General features: G+C 34.2%; 13 protein-coding genes. All 13 read left to right on the top strand.

The window, feature by feature from the left end; genetic code table 11:
• The 13 genes from GMC_RS0113415 to GMC_RS0113475 all read left to right on the top strand — a co-directional run bounded on the left by GMC_RS0113415 (position 1) and on the right by GMC_RS0113475 (position 21,024).
• Positions 1-1,506 (top strand): carbohydrate binding domain-containing protein, encoded by a 1,506-nt coding sequence (locus tag GMC_RS0113415; RefSeq protein WP_010522630.1) that lies wholly within the window; start codon positions 1-3, stop codon positions 1,504-1,506.
• A 26-nt stretch (positions 1,507-1,532) separates the two neighbouring features.
• The gene (locus GMC_RS0113420; RefSeq protein WP_010522631.1) at positions 1,533-2,363 is read left to right on the top strand and encodes a hypothetical protein; all 831 of its coding nucleotides are present in this window, start codon (positions 1,533-1,535) and stop codon (positions 2,361-2,363) included.
• A 308-nt stretch (positions 2,364-2,671) separates the two neighbouring features.
• On the top strand, positions 2,672-6,085 hold the full coding sequence (locus GMC_RS0113425) for a SusC/RagA family TonB-linked outer membrane protein (RefSeq protein WP_238528009.1): 3,414 nt from the start codon (positions 2,672-2,674) through the stop codon (positions 6,083-6,085).
• Positions 6,086-6,105: 20 nt separating this feature from the next.
• The gene (locus GMC_RS0113430; RefSeq protein WP_010522633.1) at positions 6,106-8,001 is read left to right on the top strand and encodes a RagB/SusD family nutrient uptake outer membrane protein; all 1,896 of its coding nucleotides are present in this window, start codon (positions 6,106-6,108) and stop codon (positions 7,999-8,001) included.
• A 10-nt stretch (positions 8,002-8,011) separates the two neighbouring features.
• Positions 8,012-9,709: a carbohydrate binding domain-containing protein gene (locus tag GMC_RS0113435; protein ID WP_010522634.1), complete on the top strand. Its 1,698-nt coding sequence runs from the start codon at positions 8,012-8,014 to the stop codon at positions 9,707-9,709.
• 127 nt (positions 9,710-9,836) lie between these two features.
• Complete coding sequence (locus GMC_RS0113440; protein ID WP_010522635.1) at positions 9,837-10,844, top strand: LacI family DNA-binding transcriptional regulator; 1,008 nt, start codon at positions 9,837-9,839, stop codon at positions 10,842-10,844.
• 38 nt (positions 10,845-10,882) lie between these two features.
• Positions 10,883-12,622: a SulP family inorganic anion transporter gene (locus GMC_RS19975; protein ID WP_010522636.1), complete on the top strand. Its 1,740-nt coding sequence runs from the start codon at positions 10,883-10,885 to the stop codon at positions 12,620-12,622.
• A 588-nt stretch (positions 12,623-13,210) separates the two neighbouring features.
• Positions 13,211-14,035 carry a hypothetical protein gene (locus tag GMC_RS0113450; RefSeq protein WP_010522637.1) on the top strand — a complete coding sequence of 275 codons (825 nt, stop codon included), beginning with the start codon at positions 13,211-13,213 and terminating at the stop codon, positions 14,033-14,035.
• Entirely contained in the window at positions 14,032-14,286 is a 255-nt protein-coding gene (locus GMC_RS0113455; protein WP_138940638.1) for a hypothetical protein, read from the top strand. Before GMC_RS0113450 ends, GMC_RS0113455 begins: the two co-directional genes overlap by 4 nt.
• A gap of 47 nt (positions 14,287-14,333) precedes the next feature.
• A complete protein-coding gene (locus tag GMC_RS0113460; RefSeq protein WP_010522639.1) occupies positions 14,334-14,774 on the top strand; it encodes a hypothetical protein in 441 nt (146 codons plus the stop codon).
• Positions 14,737-15,579 carry a hypothetical protein gene (locus GMC_RS0113465; protein WP_010522640.1) on the top strand — a complete coding sequence of 281 codons (843 nt, stop codon included), beginning with the start codon at positions 14,737-14,739 and terminating at the stop codon, positions 15,577-15,579. Before GMC_RS0113460 ends, GMC_RS0113465 begins: the two co-directional genes overlap by 38 nt.
• A 471-nt stretch (positions 15,580-16,050) precedes the next feature.
• Entirely contained in the window at positions 16,051-18,627 is a 2,577-nt protein-coding gene (locus GMC_RS0113470; RefSeq protein ID WP_010522641.1) for a T9SS type A sorting domain-containing protein, read from the top strand.
• Between the two features lie 453 nt (positions 18,628-19,080).
• The gene (locus GMC_RS0113475) at positions 19,081-21,024 is read left to right on the top strand and encodes a hybrid sensor histidine kinase/response regulator (protein ID WP_094766303.1); all 1,944 of its coding nucleotides are present in this window, start codon (positions 19,081-19,083) and stop codon (positions 21,022-21,024) included.
• The last annotated feature ends 5 nt before the right edge of the window (positions 21,025-21,029 follow it).

Genomic DNA, 21,029 nt, shown 5'->3' on the forward strand with positions numbered 1-21,029 from the left:
ATGAAAAAAATTAAATATATAATAAGTCAAGCAATGGTGCTAATAGCAATAAGTGCTTGTACTACAGTTGATGATGATCAGCAGTTAAATAATACCTCAGGAAGGGTTTTTGGTTTGGCTAGTCCTGATGTTGAGGGTTTTGCCTTGACCGATGGAGGTGTTTTGACTAGAGTTTTTACGGATACTTTAAATTTTCGCGATTTATCAACCCTTTCCAAAGGGAGAACTTGGACATTTCCAGAAGGAGTAGCAGATATCATTGGAAGTGCCGAAGATGAGACTTCAAATGAAGAAAATTTTAAGGCTGTCTTTAAGGAACCTGGTACGCATACGGTCAACTTACGTGCAGATTTAGGGGAAGTGTTGTCAAATAATTCATTAGATTTTAAATTTAATGTGTTAGATAAAATAAGTATCATTTCTGCGAAAGCTAACGAATTGGATGTAGAAACGGATGAATTAGTTTTTGAGGCAGGAGCGGATGTTAACTTTTCCAGTACAACAGCTGGTAGTCCAAGAATTGTAAAGTGGTCTTTTTTTAAGGATGGAGTGTTAAAGTCTACCAATGATCAACAAAGTCCTGAAAAGTTTCAAGAAGTTGGTGTTTTTGAATACATCCTTGAAGCTTCCACAGTAAGGCCTTTTGGTATTGATATAAAAGAAGGTGTAATAAGAATTACTCCTCCTAGCCTTCCGTTTAAGTTTGAAAAGGTTTTTGAGCAAGAAGATGGTACCATTTTACTTGTTGCCAATAGAAATTTTCAAACACTGCCGGCTGATATAATTACTGAATTTGATTTGAAAGTTGATGGAGCATCTATAGTTATTGATGCTATTGAAATTGATGAAAATCAAAAAAATGCATTAGTAATAGTTCCTTCAGTAAATATTACAACAAATAGTACTACTCAGCTTAGTTATGAATCGAACAATATAAAGGATGTTTTTGGCGTTGAGGCGGAGGTATTTAATCAAGAAGTTTTACCATTCCAAATCAACTTTTTTAAAGATAAAATTTACGACTTAGATACCAATATCCTTCCGTTAAATGAAGAAGCTAACATCTTTTTTTCTCCAGCGCTACCACCAGGGAGTAGTACAATGGCAACAAATACAGATTTGCCAACAGGAGCGTCGGTTTCCGAAAGAAATCTTGTTATAAATGTAGCTGAGCCAGGGAATTTAAATTATACTATGTTTCCTAGACCAGCGGGTAATCCTCAAGCAGTGGCATTAAGCCCAGGGAAGTATGAGTTAACTTTTTATGCCAAATCTACATCTTCCGATTTAAGAGTGCTCTTCTTTGGCAATGGTAATGGTTCAACATTTGCTGTTTTAGGGGCTCCTTTTGATATTACTAATACCGAATGGAGACAATATAGTCAGGAAATTACTGTAACGGAAGATTATACCACGGTTGAAATAGGTTTTGATAACAGAGAAGCATCAAATGCAGATGCCTATGAAGTTAAATTGAATGGGATTCAACTATTAGGCTTGGACTAATAAGGGTAAATTTTAAAGATAAGAATATGAAATTAGCGAATATAAAAAGTTTTATAGCAATTGCCATAACGGTACTTTTATCGTCATGTGATAACGACCCTAGTTTTGAGGAGATCATTACGCCAGTAACAGAAGATTATATTAAAGGCAACTGGTTTTTAGATAATTTGGTGATTAGCGGGGGAAGTGTCAATGCAATGATAAATGATGGAAGTAATCCAACATTTGAAGGTATGGTAAATTATGTAATAAATGATAATGACCCCTTGAACTACAACCTCACTTTTGACATTAATACAAATACAAATGTATTAATGGAAAATGATACATATAAGTTGAGGTATGAATTTAATAAATTTACGCTATTTACTTATGAAGGTGAGCGAATAACGCCTAAGCGTTTACCTAATCCAAATGTTGCTGGTACAACAGAAGTAGATGGAGTAGAATTGACTAATTTGGAGAATACCCAAGACATCGTAAGAAGGTTTGAGTCAGAAGAAGGTAATTTGAATGAAGAATTTTCGTCATTATTTGCAAAAGAAGGTGCAACTGTAAATTGGTCAATTTTATCTGACAACCAAGTGCAACTATCAATTGAAAATGAAGGTGAAAGTAAAACGTTAGTTGTTGATGTTTTAATTATTAATAATTTAAGGATGATTTTAAGTTATACTTCAACAGAATTTACGCCTAATTTTGGCGGGAAAGTTACCAGTCAAAAGCTAGAAAAAGGTCAAGAAACGGCGAATCAGTTTGTGGCACCCTTTTTTGTGCCCGAATTAGAATTTACAACAACAAATAATAATTTTGGTGCAAAGGTGACTTTAACATTTAACAGAGGAACCGTTAACTAAGCTAGCTTTAAAATGACGTTTTTTATCCTCAAACGTATTTTTGCAAAATAGATTATTTTTTAGGAATAGTTCTAAAACACTGAAACAAAAAGGTTAAATGAAGAATTTCATCATTTAACCTTTTTTGTATTTAATCGATATTTATTTGTTTTTTTAAGGAGTTAAAGATTTGTAAAATATTTGAATTTATTGATTTTACATTTTGTACATCTTTTTTTTATATATTTGGCTGTAGGATTAGTTTTCATTTCTTAAAATGAAAGTATCTAATGTTAACTTTTATTTTTTATAACCAAATTTAATATTAAATGATGAATAACAACTTTCGATTAGTTGATCATCTCAAATCGATGCTATTGGTATCAATTTTGTTGATGAGTTTTGGTTTTGCATCCGCGCAAACTAAAACGATTTCGGGAACAGTTACCACTGATGGTATACCGCTGCCTGGAGTAAGCATAACGCTTAAAGGAAAATCCGTTGGAGCGGTAACAGATTTTGATGGTCTTTACAGTATAGAGGCTAACGAAAACGATGTATTACAATTTGTTTACGTTGGGTATGTGACGCAAGAAATCACAGTTGGTGATAAAACTACTGTGGATGTGGTTTTGGCCGAAGATATTAATAATTTATCCGAAGTGGTTGTAGTGGGGTATGGTACTTTGGAGAAAAAAGAGTTAACAGGTTCTCAGGTCTCATTGAAATCCGAAGATATTAATAAAGTGCAAGCAGTTTCTTTTGAAGAAGCTATTCAGGGTAAAGCCGCAGGGGTTCAAATTACACCATCTCAAGGTGGACCAGGAGATGCTGCTACCATTCAAATTAGGGGTGCGACTTCAATAAATGCAAGCAGCGCACCACTTTATGTGATCGATGGTGTGGAAATTGACGGAGACCCTATTGGTGTTGGTGGTAGTCAAGCAACAGGTTCATCTCAATCTAGCCCTTTATCGTTAATTGATCCATCAAATATTCAGTCGATTGAAATTTTAAAGGATGCAAACGCGACTTCTATCTACGGATCTCGTGGGGCTAATGGTGTTGTTATCATTAAGACAAAAAGTGGAGAGGGAACAGGGAATAAATTAATATTTGATTTGGAAGCTAGCACAGGTATTCAGACAATTTCGAATCACATTGATTTGTTAGGAGCACAAGATTTTGTTAATTATTTTAGAGAGGCTTTTCCATATAATCCAGCTATTCCAGGTTCTAGATTTCAGCAACTGGCATTTAGAGATAATAATGGTAATGATTTGCCTATTGATCAATTAAAGGAAGATGGTACTCGTAGATTTGGAATTAGAGATTTCAGAAATGAAGTATTTAGAGAAGCTGTTATAAATAAGTACAGTTTAAGTGCAAGAACAGGTAGTAGTACATCATGGTTTAGCGGAAATTTAAGTTATACGGATCAAGAAGGTATTGTGAAAAATACGGATTATAAAAGAATTCAAGCGTCTGTAAATGTAGGGGGTAATGTTAATAGTCGTCTTCAAGTAGGTGTTCAAGCAAATGGAGGTAGAGCAGATCGTTCAGGTATAGTTTCGGCTTCTCCTGATGCGGGAGGGACTGGTGGAGCCTTTGGTGTTATAACAAATTTAGCTTTAGCACCGCCTGTTCAAGGTCGCTTCGATAGAGGTAGAAATGGTAATGGTGCTGATGGAATAGTTACAGATGATTCTGGATTTGTTACAAACGCTAATGGAAGATTGATTATTAATCCTGTAACTCAAGTTGAAGAAACCGTAAATACTAGTTTTGAGCTTTTCGGTTCAATATCAGCGTACATGGAATACAAAATATTCGATGATTTAAAATTTAGATCTTCTTTATCTTTTAATACTTATGAAAATCAAGGTAGAGTATATTTTCCAAGATCATTCGGATGGGGTGAAATAAATGGAGGATTAGCGTCAATAACGTTATGGAATCAAGCTAGATGGCAGAACAATAATACTTTAACTTATGATAAACTTTTTAATGATAAACATAAATTTAATACAGTATTGGGAACCAGTATTCTAAGAAACGAAATTAGGATTTTAAATACTGGGGCTACTGATTTCCAAAGTGATTCGGTAAACTTAGATGATTTGGGTGCTGCGACCAATGTTTCTGTTGATACTGATAGACAAGAAAATGGACTTTTAGGTATTTTCGGACGTATTAATTATTCCTACGATGGTCGTTATGTCCTAAATGTTACAGCGAGGGGGGATAAATCTTCAAGATTTTTTCCAGGGTCTACTCAATGGGGCTTTTTTCCATCAGTTGGTGTAACATGGAATGCATCTGAGGAAGCATTTTTAGAAAACATAGGATTTTTAAGTAATTTGAGGTTTAAAGGAAGTGTTGGACAAACAGGAAATGACAAAATAGGTGTATTTAGATCTCAATTAGCATTTAATAGTACAAGATTTGCTGCTTTTAGAGGTGGTGGAAATAATATCAATGCAGGTGCGGTTAGAGGAGGAAGTAGATCAAATGCTTTTTTCTTAGCTCAAGCGTCTAATCCTGATTTAACTTGGGAAACAACAACTCAGTACGATATAGGTGGTGAGCTAGGATTGTTTAATAATAGGCTAAATATTGGCGTAGATTGGTTTAGAAAAGATACGGAAGATTTATTGTTAGAAAGGCCCACGGCTAGTCAGGCAGGTTTCCCTTTTGTGTTAGAAAACACAGGTTCGGTTCAGAATGAAGGATATGAGTTCTCGTTTAGTAGTGTTAATATTGATTCTGGTGATTTTAAATGGTCTACAAACTTCAATATAAGTTTTATCGAAAATAGAGTACTTTCATTAGGGGACGCACAGAACTTTTTCACTATTACATCTTCAGTTGCTACGAGCGTATCTAACGAATTTATAGTTTCAGAAGGGGCTCCAATAGGTGCCATGTATGGATTTGTTAGTGATGGTGTGTATCAATATTCAGATTTTGAAAATTTTGATGGTTTGACAGAAGAAGAGTCATTGAATTTGTATAGAACAGGAACTCGAGACGGTAGTGGAGCAGCGTTTGTTTTTGATGGTGATACAGCTTCAGGAGGAGTAAGAACAGATACAGGTATTAGTCCATTTACATTGAAAGAAGGAGTTGCTCAAAATGGAACGGCACCCAATAGGCCAGGTCAGCAAAAGCTAGTTGATCAGGATGGTAACGGTGTAATTGACGAAGGCGATTTGACGATAATAGGAGACCCTAATCCAAAACATTTTGGTGGTATGACCAATACTTTTCAATATAAATCATGGGACCTTTCGGTAGCTATGAATTGGAAGTATGGTAACGATGTTTACAATAAAAATTTATTTACAGGGTTTAATTTGAATCAATTTTCTAACAAATATGGCATTGCAAGAGAGCGATGGACTCCTAACAATCAGGATACTAGAGTGCATAGTTTAAGAGGTAGAGTAAGACAAGAAGGGTTTGCGACAGTCTCTGATTATATAGAAGACGGATCTTTTTTAAGATTGCAGAATATAACATTAGGGTATAATTTGCCTAAGAGTGCTATTGAACAACTAGGATTGTCCCAGTTGCGTATTTATGGTGCAGCTGACAACTTACATGTTTGGACGAATTATTCAGGATACGATCCTGATGTAAGCGTATCTTCAGGAACTAATGCAGGATTAACAAATGGAGTTGATTTTGATGCTTATCCTCAAGCAAGAACTTTTAGGTTAGGAATTAAAGCTACTTTTTAAACAAGATAAATAAGATAAAAATGAAAAAAATTAATAATAAAGTTTTATTGTGTTTAGGAAGTCTTATTTTAGGATTTTCTACTAACAGTTGTGAAGATATCACATCAGAAAATAACACCACGACAGCCTCTTTCGCAACATTTGAGGAATTAGTACAAGGAAGATTACCAAGTATTTACGCATCGCTAAGATCAAATGCATTATATAGACAGGGTGGATTATTGGGAACATGGTCTGATGTCGGTGTTGATACGCATACGGGAACTCTTTTTCCAGAAGAATACTTGCCTCTTTATCTATATAATTATGCACCAGGAACTTTGTTAATTGGTCAAACTTGGACTGAATTTTATACAGCAATCAAGCAAATCAATACTTTTTTAGGTCAGATTAGTACTTTTTCAGTTTCTGAGGATGAAAAAAATCCAGTAATAGCTGAAGCTCGGTTTTTAAGAGCATTACTTTATTTTGACATGGTTAAAATATGGGGCGATATTCCTTTGGTAATCAGTGAGGATATAACTTTAGCTCAAATACGTGAAGATTCAAGTTTAACAAATACAACTGCTGAGGAGGTGTATGTTCAAATCATCAAGGATCTTGAATTTGCTAAAGAGAATGGAAATACTAGAGTTGGTTCAACCGCTGATATAGCTTCAAAAGAAGCTGCACAAGTTCTTTTGGGTAAAGTTTTTTTACAAATGACAACTACTAAAGAGTATGGCGGAGTAGAAGGTGGAACTAATGAAAATGGAGACCCTATGAGTAGACAAGATAGATTTGTTCAGGCGAATGCAGAATTAAAAGAAGTAATGGAGTCTCAAGCATTTCAACTTGAACGCAATTACGCTGATGTTTTTATTAATGAAAATAATAATGAAGTTATTTTTTCAGTAGGTTATGACGGGCCTAACAGTGATGTTGGTGGTGATTTTGGTGACTTCTTAGGTCAAGGAAACTTAAGAGATGGAGGGAGTTTTGGAGCCTACAGAGCTGGTGCTGACTTTGCATTAAGTTATTTGAATGGAGATGTGCTTATTACAGATCAAGCAGGTTCAGATGTGCCGGAAACAAACATGTTGCCAAAATTAAATAGAGAATTTTTTGATTTTCCAAATAGTAATTTTAGACCAGAAGTATTATTACTTGGAGTAGATAATTTTGTATCCGATACTCGTTTTTCTCACAATATCTGGAGAATAGCTCCTACTAATGTAGGGAGAAGACTTAGGGGAGAAGGTTCTTTTACTCTTCAAGATGCTTTTAATCAAGAAAATTTAGGGTGGGGAAACTGGTCACCTCTAAAATATATTAAACCTTTACCTAACTCAAGTGCGCCTGGGGATGGTGCTATTGACTTTCCTTTTTTACGTTATGCCGATGTATTACTAATGAGAGCAGAAGCTTTAATAGCTTTGAATGATTTGGGGCAAGCTAGGGAGCTTATAAATACAGTCATCATGAGGTCTTTAAAAGATAAAGTGTTAAAAACTATTCCTGAAGGTGTGGTTTACATCACTCCTGTTGACAATGAACCAGGAACGCCACAAGCAGATTTGAATACAGCTATCGAAGAGAATTTGGAGGATGTAGATCCTACAGCGTTTTTGGTGCCAGAAGGTTTGGATGCAGAGGAGTTAATTGACAGATTAGTTATTGAAAATGCAAAAGAATTAGCATTTGAAGGGAAAAGAAAAGACGATTTAATTAGAATGGGTAGATTGGATAGAATAGTTAATAGTTTTCACGTAGATTCACATCCGGATAGAACCGCACAAAACTTTTTAGGTGTAAAGGCAGGTTTCGATTTAGAATTACATACCCATTGGCCAATACCTCAAGATCAACTTATTTTAAATCCAAATCTAAAACAAAATTGTCTTTACGGTACAAATGGTATTGACGGTTGTTTTTAAAACAAAAAATATGAAAAAAAATATAAATTATTTGATAGGTTTTTTAAGCATTATTTTTATGCTTATTACAAGCTGTGAAGAGGCTCCTCTAGATAGAGATACAACTCCTAAAGAGCAAATCTCAAGTATTGTTGTAAAATTGGTTGATGAACAAAAGGGGGATTCTCAGGATGACTCAGGATTGGCGCCAACTTTTACTACGTTAATTGGAAATAATGTTGAATTATCCTCAACTAGGTCCGAAGGTGTTGTAAAAAGACTATGGATGTTACCAGATGCGGTAATTTTAAATGGTGGAGTTGAATCTGTTAATTCTGAAACAGAAGGAATTATTTTAGTAGAAACATTGGAGTTACTGTCATTGTCTTTTAGTAGACAAAATATGCCAAACCTAAACACAGAGTCAAGAGGTTTTTTAGTTACTTTGACTGAAACATTAGCAGACGGGAGTGTTGAAATATCTTCAACTTCAATTCAGGTTAGGGATAGTGTAAAAGCAGTAATAAATTCATTTTCACAGGCAACTGTAAATGCTCCTATTACATTTAGACCAGGTACTATTGAAGAATTAGGTTTGTCTACGGCAGACTTGAATGGAGAAAATCAAACAGTTTTTTCTTGGGACTTTGGAAGTGGTAGAGTAGTAGATTCTGAAGGGAATTTAACAGACATAACTACTTTTGCAATCACGAACAACCCTAATCAAACTGTAGATGTAATATACTCGGACGTAACGCCTGAGGGTGAAGAAGGGGAATTAGTCACCTTGACAGTGACGAGAAATTTTCCGTTAGAAAGCATTGCTGAAACTACAAAAAGAATTGTCGTGATTGCAGGCCTAGTGCCTAGTAGAGGCGACGGGAAAGATCCAATTAAGTTGAATGCAAGTGGTTCAGAAATAGTAGTAGGATATCCTGACGATATAGCTAACATTATGGATATAGATGCGTCTGACTTTGAATTATCAATAAATACAAGCGAAATTGTTGATGATGTTCTAAGAGATGATATTGATAATATTACAGTAACAAGCGTTGCGCTTAATGATGATAATTCAAAAGAAATGATATTGTCTTTATCTTCTGATATTCCAGCTATTTTGATGGATAATGTCACGCTCTCTTTTACATCTGAAGATTTAAAAGGTGAATCAAATGCATTATTAAGTAATTTTGAAAATTCTGTTGTAGCCCAAACTGCTGAAAATATTTTAGGAAATATAAGTCTTGTAAGCTTCGAAGATAGCGCAAGATGGGCAGCTTCAGATCCTGCTTTTGGTTTTTCCCCTCCACCTCCTACTGAGGAATTAATGTTTTCTTCTGATTTGAGTTTAATTGGAGCTAATAGTTTTCGATTCAATACGAATTCAGCTCCAAGAGGTTTAGGTGCTACTTTATTAGACGGAGAAGGTCTAATGTTGGAAAATTCTTTAGACTATGAAGTTTCATTTTGGGTTTATGTTGTTAGCGCGGAGCCCGGTTCGAGTGTAGACTTTTTTCTAATCAATGATTTCGATCAATCTGCTGGATTGGGGATAGGTGAAGTTGAAAGAAATAAATGGATTAAAGTGAGTAATACATTTACAATTCCTACTGATTTTGTAAGACCAATGGTTAGAGTTGTTGGTGATGGAAGTACGCCAAATTCTGGTAATGCAGAAGTATTTGTGGATGCTTTAGACATCAGATTAGTAGACGACGGAAGGTAAAAAAAACTAGTACCTACATACATCAAAAAAGCGCAAAACCTCAGGTTTTGTGCTTTTTTGTTATAAAGCATTTTCATACTATTTGCAATTTAGTATCTTTACTTGCAAATCAAAAGTGATCCCCGCAATGCGAAAAAAAGTTACGCTAAAACAGTTAGCACAGGAATTAGGTTTGTCTATCTCTACAATTTCAAAATCTTTGAAGAATGATCCTGAAATTAGTCAAGCCACAATTGACCGCGTTAAAAAGTTAGCGAAGGAACATAATTACAAGCCTAATGCATTGGCAGTTAGCTTAAAAAGCAGTAAAACCAGAAATATAGGTGTTGTAATTCCTGATATAATTAATAACTTTTTTGCCAAAGTATTACTTGGTATTGAAAACGAAGCTTCCAAAAATAATTACAAGATTATAACAGTAATTACTAACGAATCTTATGAAAAAGAGGTAGAGTATTTAGACATGCTGTCATACAATGGTGTCGACGGTTTTATATTAGCAGTGGCTCAGGAAACGCAGTCAAAAGGTTTGGTAGAACATTTTAACGAAATTTTAAAGGATGACATTCCCATTGTGATGTTTGATAGGGTGTCTGATGAAGTGTATTGCGACAAAGTTGTTGTTGATGACAATAAAGCAGCAGGAAATGCAGTAAATGTATTATTGGATCAAGGTTGTAAAAATATTGGAGTGGTATCTACTATTCATAAATTGAGTGTTGGTAAAGAGCGTATGCAAGGCGTAAAGGAAGCACTTGAAGAAAAAGGAATGGAATTGAGCTATCTTAAACTTAGGCAAAATGCTGATTATGATGAGGAAATAGCCAAATTTTTAAAGTCCAACCAACTTGACGGCGTTATTGGCGCGGATGAAATAGCAGCGGTATGCACCTTAAATGCCGCTAATAAATCAGGCTTAAAAATTCCAGATGAAGTTTCAGTAATTGGCTTTACTAATGGAATGTTAGCAAAATATTCGTACCCTGGGTTAACAACTGTTTCGCAGCATGCAAAGCGTATGGGTAAAACGGCAGCAAAAATTTTAATAGATAAGCTTGAATTACGTGCGGATAGGTATTTGCCAGATACAAAATACATTAATACAAGTATTGTAAAAAGAGGGTCAACTAAATAGCGTTTTAATTTATAAAAAAGTCCACTTACATAATTCCATTGCTGGAAACGCTAAAAAACTATTCCAAAGATTTAGCAAAGAATGATGCGGTGGCGGGTTTTACCGTAGGTGTTATTTTAATACCTCAAGCTATAGCTTATGCGTTTTTGGCTGGCATACCACCTATATATGGACTGTATTCTTCATTAATTCCACTTTTGATTTATGCTTTTTTAGGTACTTCCAGGCATTTAAGTATTGGACCAGTTGCAGTAACATCAATTTTGTTAATGACTGGTATAAGCAGTTTAGCAGCTCCTTTTACGAATCATTTTGTAGCATTGGTGTTGTTAACAGGGTTGTTGGTTGGAATACTTCAAATATTAATGGGAGCCTTACGCATGGGGTTTTTAGTCAGTGTTATTGCGCAACCAGTAATTTCAGGCTTTATTTCTGCGGCAGCGTTTATAATCATTGCATCGCAATTAAATGCAGTATTAGGAATGCAAATTCCAAGTGGAATGTCCACATTTTCAGCAGTGATTTATGTACTGAAAAATAATTCAAACGCGCACCTTCCAACACTTCTGATTTCTGCAATTTCATTGTTTTTTCTAATTGTAATGCGTCAAATAAAAAAAAGCTTTCCGACAGCAATAGTGTTGTTGGTACTTTTTGTGGCTATTAGTTATTATCAAAATTTTTCGGCTAAGGGTATTGAAATTATAGGAAAAATTCCAGATGGTTTGCCGTCATTTTATTGGCCAAAAATGGATTGGATAACTTTAAAGCAATTAATGCCAACCGTTTTTATTTTAACGGTTATTGGATATATCGGGAGTATTGGTATTGCGAAATCCTTTCAAATGAAGCACAGGAACTACACCGTAAATCCCAATCAGGAATTAATTGCACTAGGTTTTTCAAAAGTTATTGGTACTTTTTTTCAAGGGAATTTAGCTTCAGGCAGTTACAGTAGGTCCGCAATAAATGAAGATGCAGGTGCTAAAACACAAGTTTCAACAATAATAACAGCCTTTATTATATTAATGGCGTTACTTTTTTTAACGCCCTTGTTATTTTACTTGCCTAAAGCTGTATTGGCATCTATTATATTGGTTTCAGTATTTAGTTTAATTAAGGTAAAAGAAGCAAAACGTTATTTTAAGGTGCGTTTTGACGATTTTGTAATCATGCTAGTCACATTTATTGTAACTTTAGGATATTCTATTGAAGTAGGTATTTTAGTTGGTGTTTTGCTGTCATTTATTTTTTTACAATACCGAAGTGCTAAACCTCACATAGCAGAGTTGGTTAAAATTCCTGAGACGAACTATTACAGAAATTTGAACCGTTTTCCTAATGGAATCAGCAATCCCAATTATTTAATTATTCGTTTTGATGATCAGTTGTATTTCGGAAACGCGGATTACTTTAAAGAATCTATTTACCGATTGATGGAAAAGCGCAGTGTCACACCAAAATACATTATACTACACGCAACAAATATTCATGCTATTGACAGTTCGGGTTTACATACATTGGAAGATTTATACCGAGAGTTGACCGAAAAGAATATTGAAGTATTATTTAGTGGAATGATTGGCCCTGTCCGCGATATTTTAACACGTTCTGGCTTTATTGAAACACTTGGAGCGGCAAGGCAATTCATGAACATCAATGATACTATTCAATATATTGATGAAAGTAATGATACTGTAACCAACGACAAAGCATTGACTATGCAATTTAATGAACGTAAATTTAGCCTGCTTAACTGGCTAAAAAAGAAGTTTTAGTTCAGAATCACACAACTACTGGTTTTTTTAGAATTGTATTCCAGTAGGTTAATTATTTCATTATAATATAGTGCTCGTTTGCTTTTTTGTTGAACCTAGCGTAAAATCTTTCAATGTTTCGAGTAGTATACTAAAGATGGTATAATAAAAATTCAGAACTGGTAAGGTGTTCAAGCCAACTTCACATCATATTCAAACTTCGTAGCTTAAATGCAATAATTTTTGTCGGAAAAGTTGTAGCTTTTGTATTCTTCACAAAATTAATGTTGGAAATATCTCTGGATTAGGCGGTTTCATGATATAATTCAACTATCATGTATGACTAATTTTGACTTGTTTTAAAAACTGATTGTCAGCTATTTGTTGTGCTTTAGTTTGTTTAGTTTTTCATCATGCTCAACAATAGCTATATCAGTTTCTTCCCATCATAAAAAACAGAAAAAATTCAGGATTACATTAATCTCCCCCGATTAGGTAGTTGAATTGAAGGTAAAGCTACAAGGATATTTTTGGTATTCACGGATAGCTTGTTCACGGATTTTTTCTGAAAAGAAATTAAAACAAATTTTTAATTTAAATATAGTAACCATGGAAATTCACACATTGGAGTTAGAGCCGATATCCGCTGACTTGGGGGTGTCAAACAGTAATCAGGAGCCTGTAACTGATCTTTTAAACAATTTTAAATTATCAGATTTATTTGACGATTTTAATAGTAGTAATATAGATGATTTCATTTTTGATGATGTTAGCATATCAAAATCGTCGGTAAATGGAGTAAATAGCCTGCTTTTTTTAGGAAGCTTACGCATGGATGGTGCATTGGCTATTTTTGAGGACTATTTAGGTAGTGAGTCTTCAATAGTAGTGGCAGCTACCATAAATAGCGGAGGTGCATCACTTTCCGAAAAGGTAAAACCAACGAACGCTATTTTTACGTCTGTAGTTGCGTTTCATAAAGAAATTTTTAAAGGAGTAACACTGGTTGAAACGTCATTAGAATTGGATATTTCAAAAAATGAAGGGGGTTGGTCAATTGTACCTAGACTTACAGGAGTTTTTGATGTGAATCTTCTTACAGATAATGATGAAGGTTACATGAGGTTTAAACTCACGGAAAAGAATAATGCACTTATGATTACTGCAAATGCTAAAAATTTAAATGGTGCATTTGGTATAGATAAACTTACGTTGGATAGCGTAACTGTTCAAGGGCAAGTAGGTGCGGTAAATTCGTTGAATCTTTCTTCTGAATTCATTATAGGTGAAACCGCCCTTAACTTTAACGGTATATTAACCCCTGATAATATGAGTATTGTTGCCAGTGCCACTAGTTTTGGGCTAAATGACCTTGCTAACCTTTTTAATGAAATATCAGGAACAGGGCTGATGCTTTTGCTTCACATGATATGATGATTGGGGATATTGAAGTGGTATCAGGATTATCATTAATGACAGCAGTAACAGCTCATGATCATACCATGCAAGCAATAGCTCATATTTCAGATCAGGGTGTTGTTTTTGATAGCGATTTAGGTAATTTTAAGGCAGGCCCCATTGAGGTAAAAAATACAGATCTTGATTTTCAAATTTTTAATAAAACAATTCAAAAACCTGCAAAATTTGAAATTTCGGGAAAGACTAAAATAAAGGAGCTAGTGTAGGGGTATTAAGTGACTCAAAATCGCTAGATTTTCACCTTTCGGGAGAAATGCAGAATGACATTACTGCCTACCTAAAAAATGAAGTGGCAGCTAAAATAAACGTTGCTCTTAAAGTTACCGAAGAAGAAATTGAAGCTGCACAAGCTAAGGTAGACGATGCACAAAAGGCATTTGAAGCAAAATTTGAACCTGCACAAAAAGCGTTGACTAAAGCACAGAAAAATGCGGATAAGCATTTGGAAAAACTGACTGAAGATTTAAATAAAGTACAGGCAGATTACCGTAAAGAATTTGCTAAAGCAGAAAAGGCTGTTGAAAAAGCGAAGGGGGCTTATGATAACGTATTTACTGAAGCGAAAGAAGCATTAGACCAGGCTGAAAAAGTATATAATTCAGGGGTTAAAGCTGCTCAAAAACAGTTGGATAAAACAGAAAAAATATATAAGCAGGGTGTTAAAAAAAGCGCAAAAAAAGGTAGACGATGCTGAAAAGAAATACAAAAACGGTATAAGTGGTGCTCAAAATGCGGTTAAAAATGCTAGTAAAAAGGTAAACGTTTTAAACCGTAAAATAAGCAACGTAAAAAAGAGAATAAAAAAGCTAAAACGGTACGAAAAGCCTTTAGCAGGTTTGTATACTGCTTTAGGAACTGCAAAAGGAGTATTGGAAGCTGCCAATATTGTTTTGGAAGGAATTAAATTTGGCGTAGAATATACGGCTTTTGAAGCAGCACAAGCAGTGTTGCATGTAGCAAAAACAGGCACCAATTTTATAGCTTTTGATGGAGCTAGAAGAGCACTGGAAGCGGTTCGTTTTGGAAGTGAATATACCGTTTGGCAAGGTGCCGAAAAAGCATTAAGCTTAGTAAGAATTACAGGAGAAAAAGCAATAGCAATTGCTAGGGCGGCTATTGATAATATTGGTCAGTCAGCAGCATACATTGCATTGCAAGTAGCTAAAGAAGCATTAAGGGCTATTGAAAATGGAACTGAGGCGATTGCCTTTGAAACTGCAAAAGCCGTTTTAGAAGCAGCCAAATTTGGAGCTCAAGGAGTATTAAAATTAGGCGCACTTATAGCTACGCATGCGGGGAATCTTATTGATATTAGGAGCTTTAAGTTTTCTGCAAGTTTGAGTGAAATTAAAAAAGGGAACCTTTTTGATGCTGAACTGGATATTTCTTTATTAGGTGAAGACCATCATTTCATTATTGACTTTGACGTAACGCATGTTGCAGACTTTGTAGAAGCGCTGTTCAAAAAATCTTTTAATGAACTAAAAGCGATGGTTTAATACTGACTCTTTTAAAAATATTAAATAATAGAGCTTTATTTTAAAAGATGATTCAATCTTAGGAACAAGTGCCAAAACCTTCATACAATCAAAAATTGTATGAAGGTTTTTTATGTATACTGAATTATTATATCAATTCTGATTTTAAACTTTAACTATGTAATATATCCGAATTGTGCATGATTAGATTTAAAGTAATTTACCATGGGGGAAGCTGTATTTGTTTGTTATTGGTATCTTTTAAAAAACGTAGAAAAAATGAGTATTTTAAGAATTTTCATACAAAAAAATATTAGATAACTGCTTAAGGCTAATTTGATGCTTTTTTAGCTATTTAATTGATTTATTCAACTAGCTGTATTTGGGTGAGTAAGGTGTTTTAGTGGGTATTTAGTAGGTTTCGATTTAGTGAGGCACAATAATTTTTTTTGTTGGTGTTATGCCATAGAATAAACGTATACCTCTATTAATATGCACAAAATTAAATTAACAGCATTTGGACTACTTTGCTGTTTACAAGCCGTAGTAGCAAAAGATATTTATGTTTCAAAATCGGGAAATGATAATAATCCGGGTACCGAAGCACAACCTTATAAAACCATTACTAAAGCTGCCAATATTGCAGTTGCGGGTGATGTTGTTATAATTTCTGAAGGAACTTACGAAGAATTGCTGAGCCCTGCCAGATCAGGGACGGCAGGTAATCCAATAGTTTTTAGAGGAAAGCCGGGTGACAAAGTAATTATTACTGCTATGCAGGCGGTAAATAATTGGACGAAGGATCAAGGAAATATTTATAAAGCTACCGTGGACTGGGATTTGGGTCAGGATAATATGGCATTACACAACGACAAGTTGATGGATTTGGCCAGGTGGCCTAACAACGTCCCACAAAATGTATTTGAAAGAGATTATTTACCAGCATGTAACCGAGGTAAAGATGGAGGAGGAAATACATGGATGAATTACGATGGAAGTCAAAGTAACGGTCATGCTAAAAGCATTCCGCATGCAGGTAAATGGGAAAATGGAGGTTCGTTACATTTTTATGGAGGTGCAGGATTCCTTGCTTGGACTGATTTTGTTACTAAATCATCGTCAAACAAAATTGAATTTAAGTTAGAAAGAGGTCAAAACTGGATCCGTTTAAGGCATAACCCTGGTTATACAGGGCATGGAATAAAAAAAGGTGAATTTTTTCTTCAGGGAATTAAAGAAGCTTTAGATTATCAAAACGAATGGTTTTTTGACAAAAGCAATAATACCTTATTTGTACAAATTGAAGGTGGAGGTGCACCTGCACAAAACAGTGTGCGTTTTAGAAGAAGAACGCAAGCAATTCGTTTAAATAAAAATTTCATCCACGTTGAAAATTTAGCAGTATTTGGTGGATCTATTGACATTAGCGGGAATGATAATAAGCTGTATCAAGTTTCCAGCTTTTATGGAAATCATACCTTAGGAGTTATTAGAGGATTTGATTCAGGAAGACAAAGTGTTTTAATGAACGGAAAACGTAATGTTGTTGAAAAGTGCGAAATTGCTTGGGGTGGTGGAAATGGAGTTTATGACAGGGGTGATGATAACCAACTATTAAATTCATACGTGCATGATTTTAATTACCTTGGGAATTATGATTGTGTATTAAACACACGTGGTGCCAAAAGAGGTAAGTACCGTAATAATACATTGACAAGAGCAGGAAAAGATGTAATTCAAGCTTATGTTGATGGGGGTGAGTACGCCTATAATGATATTAGTTTTAATAATTTTGTAGCCGATGATGGCGGGCTTTTATATACTACAAATGTAAGAAACCAAAAATCATCAATACACCATAATACCTTTCATGATTCACAGTCAAGAAAAGGCAGATTCAAAGGAGCAGGTATCTATTTAGATAATGATTCCAAAAACTGGGATGTTCATCACAATATTGTTTGGAATACGAAATGGACTAATATCCAGATTAATTGGGATGGTATTAACCTAAATATCTTTAATAATACCTTTGCTAAAGGTTCAGCAACAATGGGAGCTTGGCATAAAGCGGGTACCATGTTCAGTAATGTAAAAGTTTGGAATAATATTACAGATAAGTTTTCCAGTGATCAAGGTGGAAATCAAGAAAGTGAAGGCACATGGGAGCCGCAGTCTGATAAACAAAATAATTTGGTAGATAGGTCTTCCTTTGTGGACTGGGAAAATAATAACTACCAATTAAAGGCAGGAGCTGATGCGGTTGATCACGGAAGGGTGATTGATGGATTTACGGATGGGTTTCAAGGCGCTAGCCCTGATGCAGGAGCCTATGAATTTGGTGTTGCTCCATTTAAAACAGGGATAGATTGGGATAAAGATTTAGGTCCATCTGGTAACGGATGTTATAATTTGCCTGGTGAATCTTGTAACGGAACTACACCTCCGCCAACAACACCAGTAGCACCAGCTGAACCTACAGTTGATGATACTATTTCATTTAAAGAACAAGCTGATGAATTGACTCAACAAACAACGTATAGTTTTACTTTTAAATACACTGCAAATGAGGAAAGAGATATTAATTTAATTTTAAAAAATCCATCGGATCAGGAGGTAACTTCAGTAACGCAAACAGTGCGGGCATCCGAGGATGGCTTTGTAGACTTAACTTTAAATCTTACCGAATTGCCAGCAATTGGTGATAGGTATAAAATAGTGTTAAGTATTCGACCAGTAGGTAAGGATTACAAAGAAAATATTCAGAAGGAACTGTACTTTTTTAATATTGTTGAAAACACATTGTCAACTAATGATTTTTTAACAAATAATAGTGACCAAAATATAATTATATATCCTAATCCAACTACGGGTAGTGTGCATTTTGAACTTGAAGATGATTTAGAGCAGGTAATTATTTATGATATGAATGGTAAACTTGTACGTCGTTTGACGTCAAATGAACTGGAAATTGAAAAAGTAGATCTTAAATTATTGGAAAGAGGTCCCTATTTTATAAAAATAAAAACTAAAAATAGACTACTAATTAAAAAAATTATTAAGCAATAAATGTTTTTAACTAGTAAGTTTAAAAAGCCAAGCTTCAGTAAAATGAAACTTGGCTTTTTTTTGTAAAAAATATTCTGTTTTAATATTTTTATAACGTAACTACATGTATATTAAATATATAAATTTTAGATGTGCTTTTAAATAATAGTTTCATAACTATAACAATTAAACCAATGACTACTGATTTTATTTATTGAGAAAGAAATATAGGAGCGGAATACAAAAATGCGATAAGTTTTATCAATTACTTATTTAATAAATTCATGTTTAAGGTGATGGTTGGTTGTCTTATTTAGTATAAATATGTTAAAATTATATTATATTAGGATATAAATATCCTCTAATGTATAAACAGTTCTTTCGGTTACTTACGTTGCTTGTATTATTAAATTCTTGTGCCAAGGATTCAATATTGACTGATCAGGAAAAAAATGGCTAAAAGAGCATTCTGGTATTACTACTTCAGTTTTTGGATATTATCCACCATATCAATTTTTAAATGATTTTGGAGAGGTGGAAGGCCTATTTATTGATTATTTAGAGCTTATCGAGAAAAAAATCGATTATAAATTTAAAAAGCATAAATATACGTACTGGAATAATGTAATTGAAGATATCAAAGTTGGTAGGATTGATATGATTTTAGAAATCCAAGAAACTAAAGAAAGAGCTCCTTACCTCAATTTTTATGCGCAGTTATTTGAATCACAGCACGTCATTGTTACTAAGGAAGATTCAGATATTTATACTATAGCAGATTTAACCAATAAAACAATTGTAACTCCTAAAGGTTATGCCATTAGAGAAACGCTTGAAGAAGAATTCCCTGGCATTAAAATAGAAATTGAAGAAAATGAAGTGGAATGCCTTAGGGCACTTAGCGCCGGTAAATACGATGCTTATGTAGGAGCAAAAGCGGCTATTAATTACTTTATACAAGCAAAAAACTTTAAAGACTTGGTCATTATTACCGAAACTCCGTATTATTATTCTCCTGGCCTAGGTGTTCGGAAGGATAATGAAATGTTGAATAACATTATCGAAAAGGCAACCGAAAGCATCAGTTTTAGCGAGCAAAACGAACTTTTTGACCGTTGGTTGCTAAAAAAGGTAAAACCATTTTATTTAAAATTTAGTTTTTGGTTATTTATTTTGACAATCATGTTCATCATGTTGTTTGTCAATATGTTTTTAAATAGATATTTAAAATACAAAATTAAAGAACGTACGCACGCGTTGCAATTAGCAAAAGAGGCTGCAGGGCAAAGTAGTTTACTTAAAACAAGTTTTATTCATAATATTTCCCACGAAATAAGAACGCCATTAAATAGTATTTTAGGATTTTCCGAATTAATAAAAAAAGAAGGTAATTTATCGGCAGATCAGCAAAATCATATGGAAAAAGTGATCCACAGTGGGAAACAGTTGATTTATATAGTTGACGATGTTTTGGAAATTTCAAGCCTTCAAACTAAAGAAGTAACTACTCATGCGGAGGAAGTTAATTTGATTGATATTTTTAAAAAAATAGTCTATTATTTTAAACCCAAAGCAGATGATAAAAAAATTAAACTAAGTTTTTATAAACAAGCTAATCTAAAAGAAGACTTAGTAAAAGTAGATAAACAACGTTTGATTATTATAGTGAATAAACTTACTGATAATGCAATAAAATTTACTGCTCAAGGGGAAGTGTCTATTACTTATGAAAAAGACCCTCAATATATTATTGTCACTATCGCAGATACTGGAATTGGTATTAAAAGCGATCAAAAAGAACTCATATTTGACAGTTTTTTGCAGCTCGAAAACGATATTTCCAGAACGTTTAGTGGCTTAGGTTTGGGGCTTTCAATAGCAAAAGAAAACACTTTGGTTTTAGGAGGAAAAATTAGTTTTGAATCTAAAGAAAATATAGGGCCAACTTTTACGGTAAAATTGCCCTATCAAGCCGTTTCGTCACAAGCACAAGTAGATATTTGGTTTGAAGCTGATAGTAACACTTTAAATTATACGGTGTTGGTTGCCGAAGATGTTAAAATTAATTTTTTATTGGTAAACTCAATTCTTAAAAAGTTTATACCATTTAATTTTACGGTTTTGCATGCTGTCAATGGTAAAGAGGCGGTAGATTTTGCTCAAAGAAATCCCAACATTGATCTAGTTATTATGGATATTCGAATGCCTGTAATGGACGGTTACGAAGCAACACGTATTATCAAGAAAATGCGTCCTGAACTTACAATATTAGCACATACTGCCTATTCTTCCGATAAGGATATTGAAGCCGCCTTAAATGCAGGTTGTGCTGAAGTTATTTCTAAACCAATTGAAATAGATTTTTTTAAAACTACAGTTAAAAAATATTTATTACCCGAAAGTGTTAACCTCCAGTAGCATAA

Source organism: Aquimarina agarivorans (genome assembly GCF_000218485.1).
Classification (GTDB): Bacteria; Bacteroidota; Bacteroidia; order Flavobacteriales; family Flavobacteriaceae; genus Aquimarina; species Aquimarina agarivorans.

Bases quoted from the DNA above. Each gene is read 5' to 3' on its own strand.
- GMC_RS0113415 (WP_010522630.1), top strand. From the start codon at position 1: ATGAAAAAAATTAAATATATAATAAGTCAAGCAATGGTGCTAATAGCA.
- GMC_RS0113420 (WP_010522631.1), top strand. From the start codon at position 1,533: ATGAAATTAGCGAATATAAAAAGTTTTATAGCAATTGCCATAACGGTA.
- GMC_RS0113425 (WP_238528009.1), top strand. From the start codon at position 2,672: ATGATGAATAACAACTTTCGATTAGTTGATCATCTCAAATCGATGCTA.
- GMC_RS0113430 (WP_010522633.1), top strand. From the start codon at position 6,106: ATGAAAAAAATTAATAATAAAGTTTTATTGTGTTTAGGAAGTCTTATT.
- GMC_RS0113435 (WP_010522634.1), top strand. From the start codon at position 8,012: ATGAAAAAAAATATAAATTATTTGATAGGTTTTTTAAGCATTATTTTT.
- GMC_RS0113440 (WP_010522635.1), top strand. From the start codon at position 9,837: ATGCGAAAAAAAGTTACGCTAAAACAGTTAGCACAGGAATTAGGTTTG.
- GMC_RS0113450 (WP_010522637.1), top strand. From the start codon at position 13,211: ATGGAAATTCACACATTGGAGTTAGAGCCGATATCCGCTGACTTGGGG.
- GMC_RS0113455 (WP_138940638.1), top strand. From the start codon at position 14,032: ATGATGATTGGGGATATTGAAGTGGTATCAGGATTATCATTAATGACA.
- GMC_RS0113460 (WP_010522639.1), top strand. From the start codon at position 14,334: ATGCAGAATGACATTACTGCCTACCTAAAAAATGAAGTGGCAGCTAAA.
- GMC_RS0113470 (WP_010522641.1), top strand. From the start codon at position 16,051: ATGCACAAAATTAAATTAACAGCATTTGGACTACTTTGCTGTTTACAA.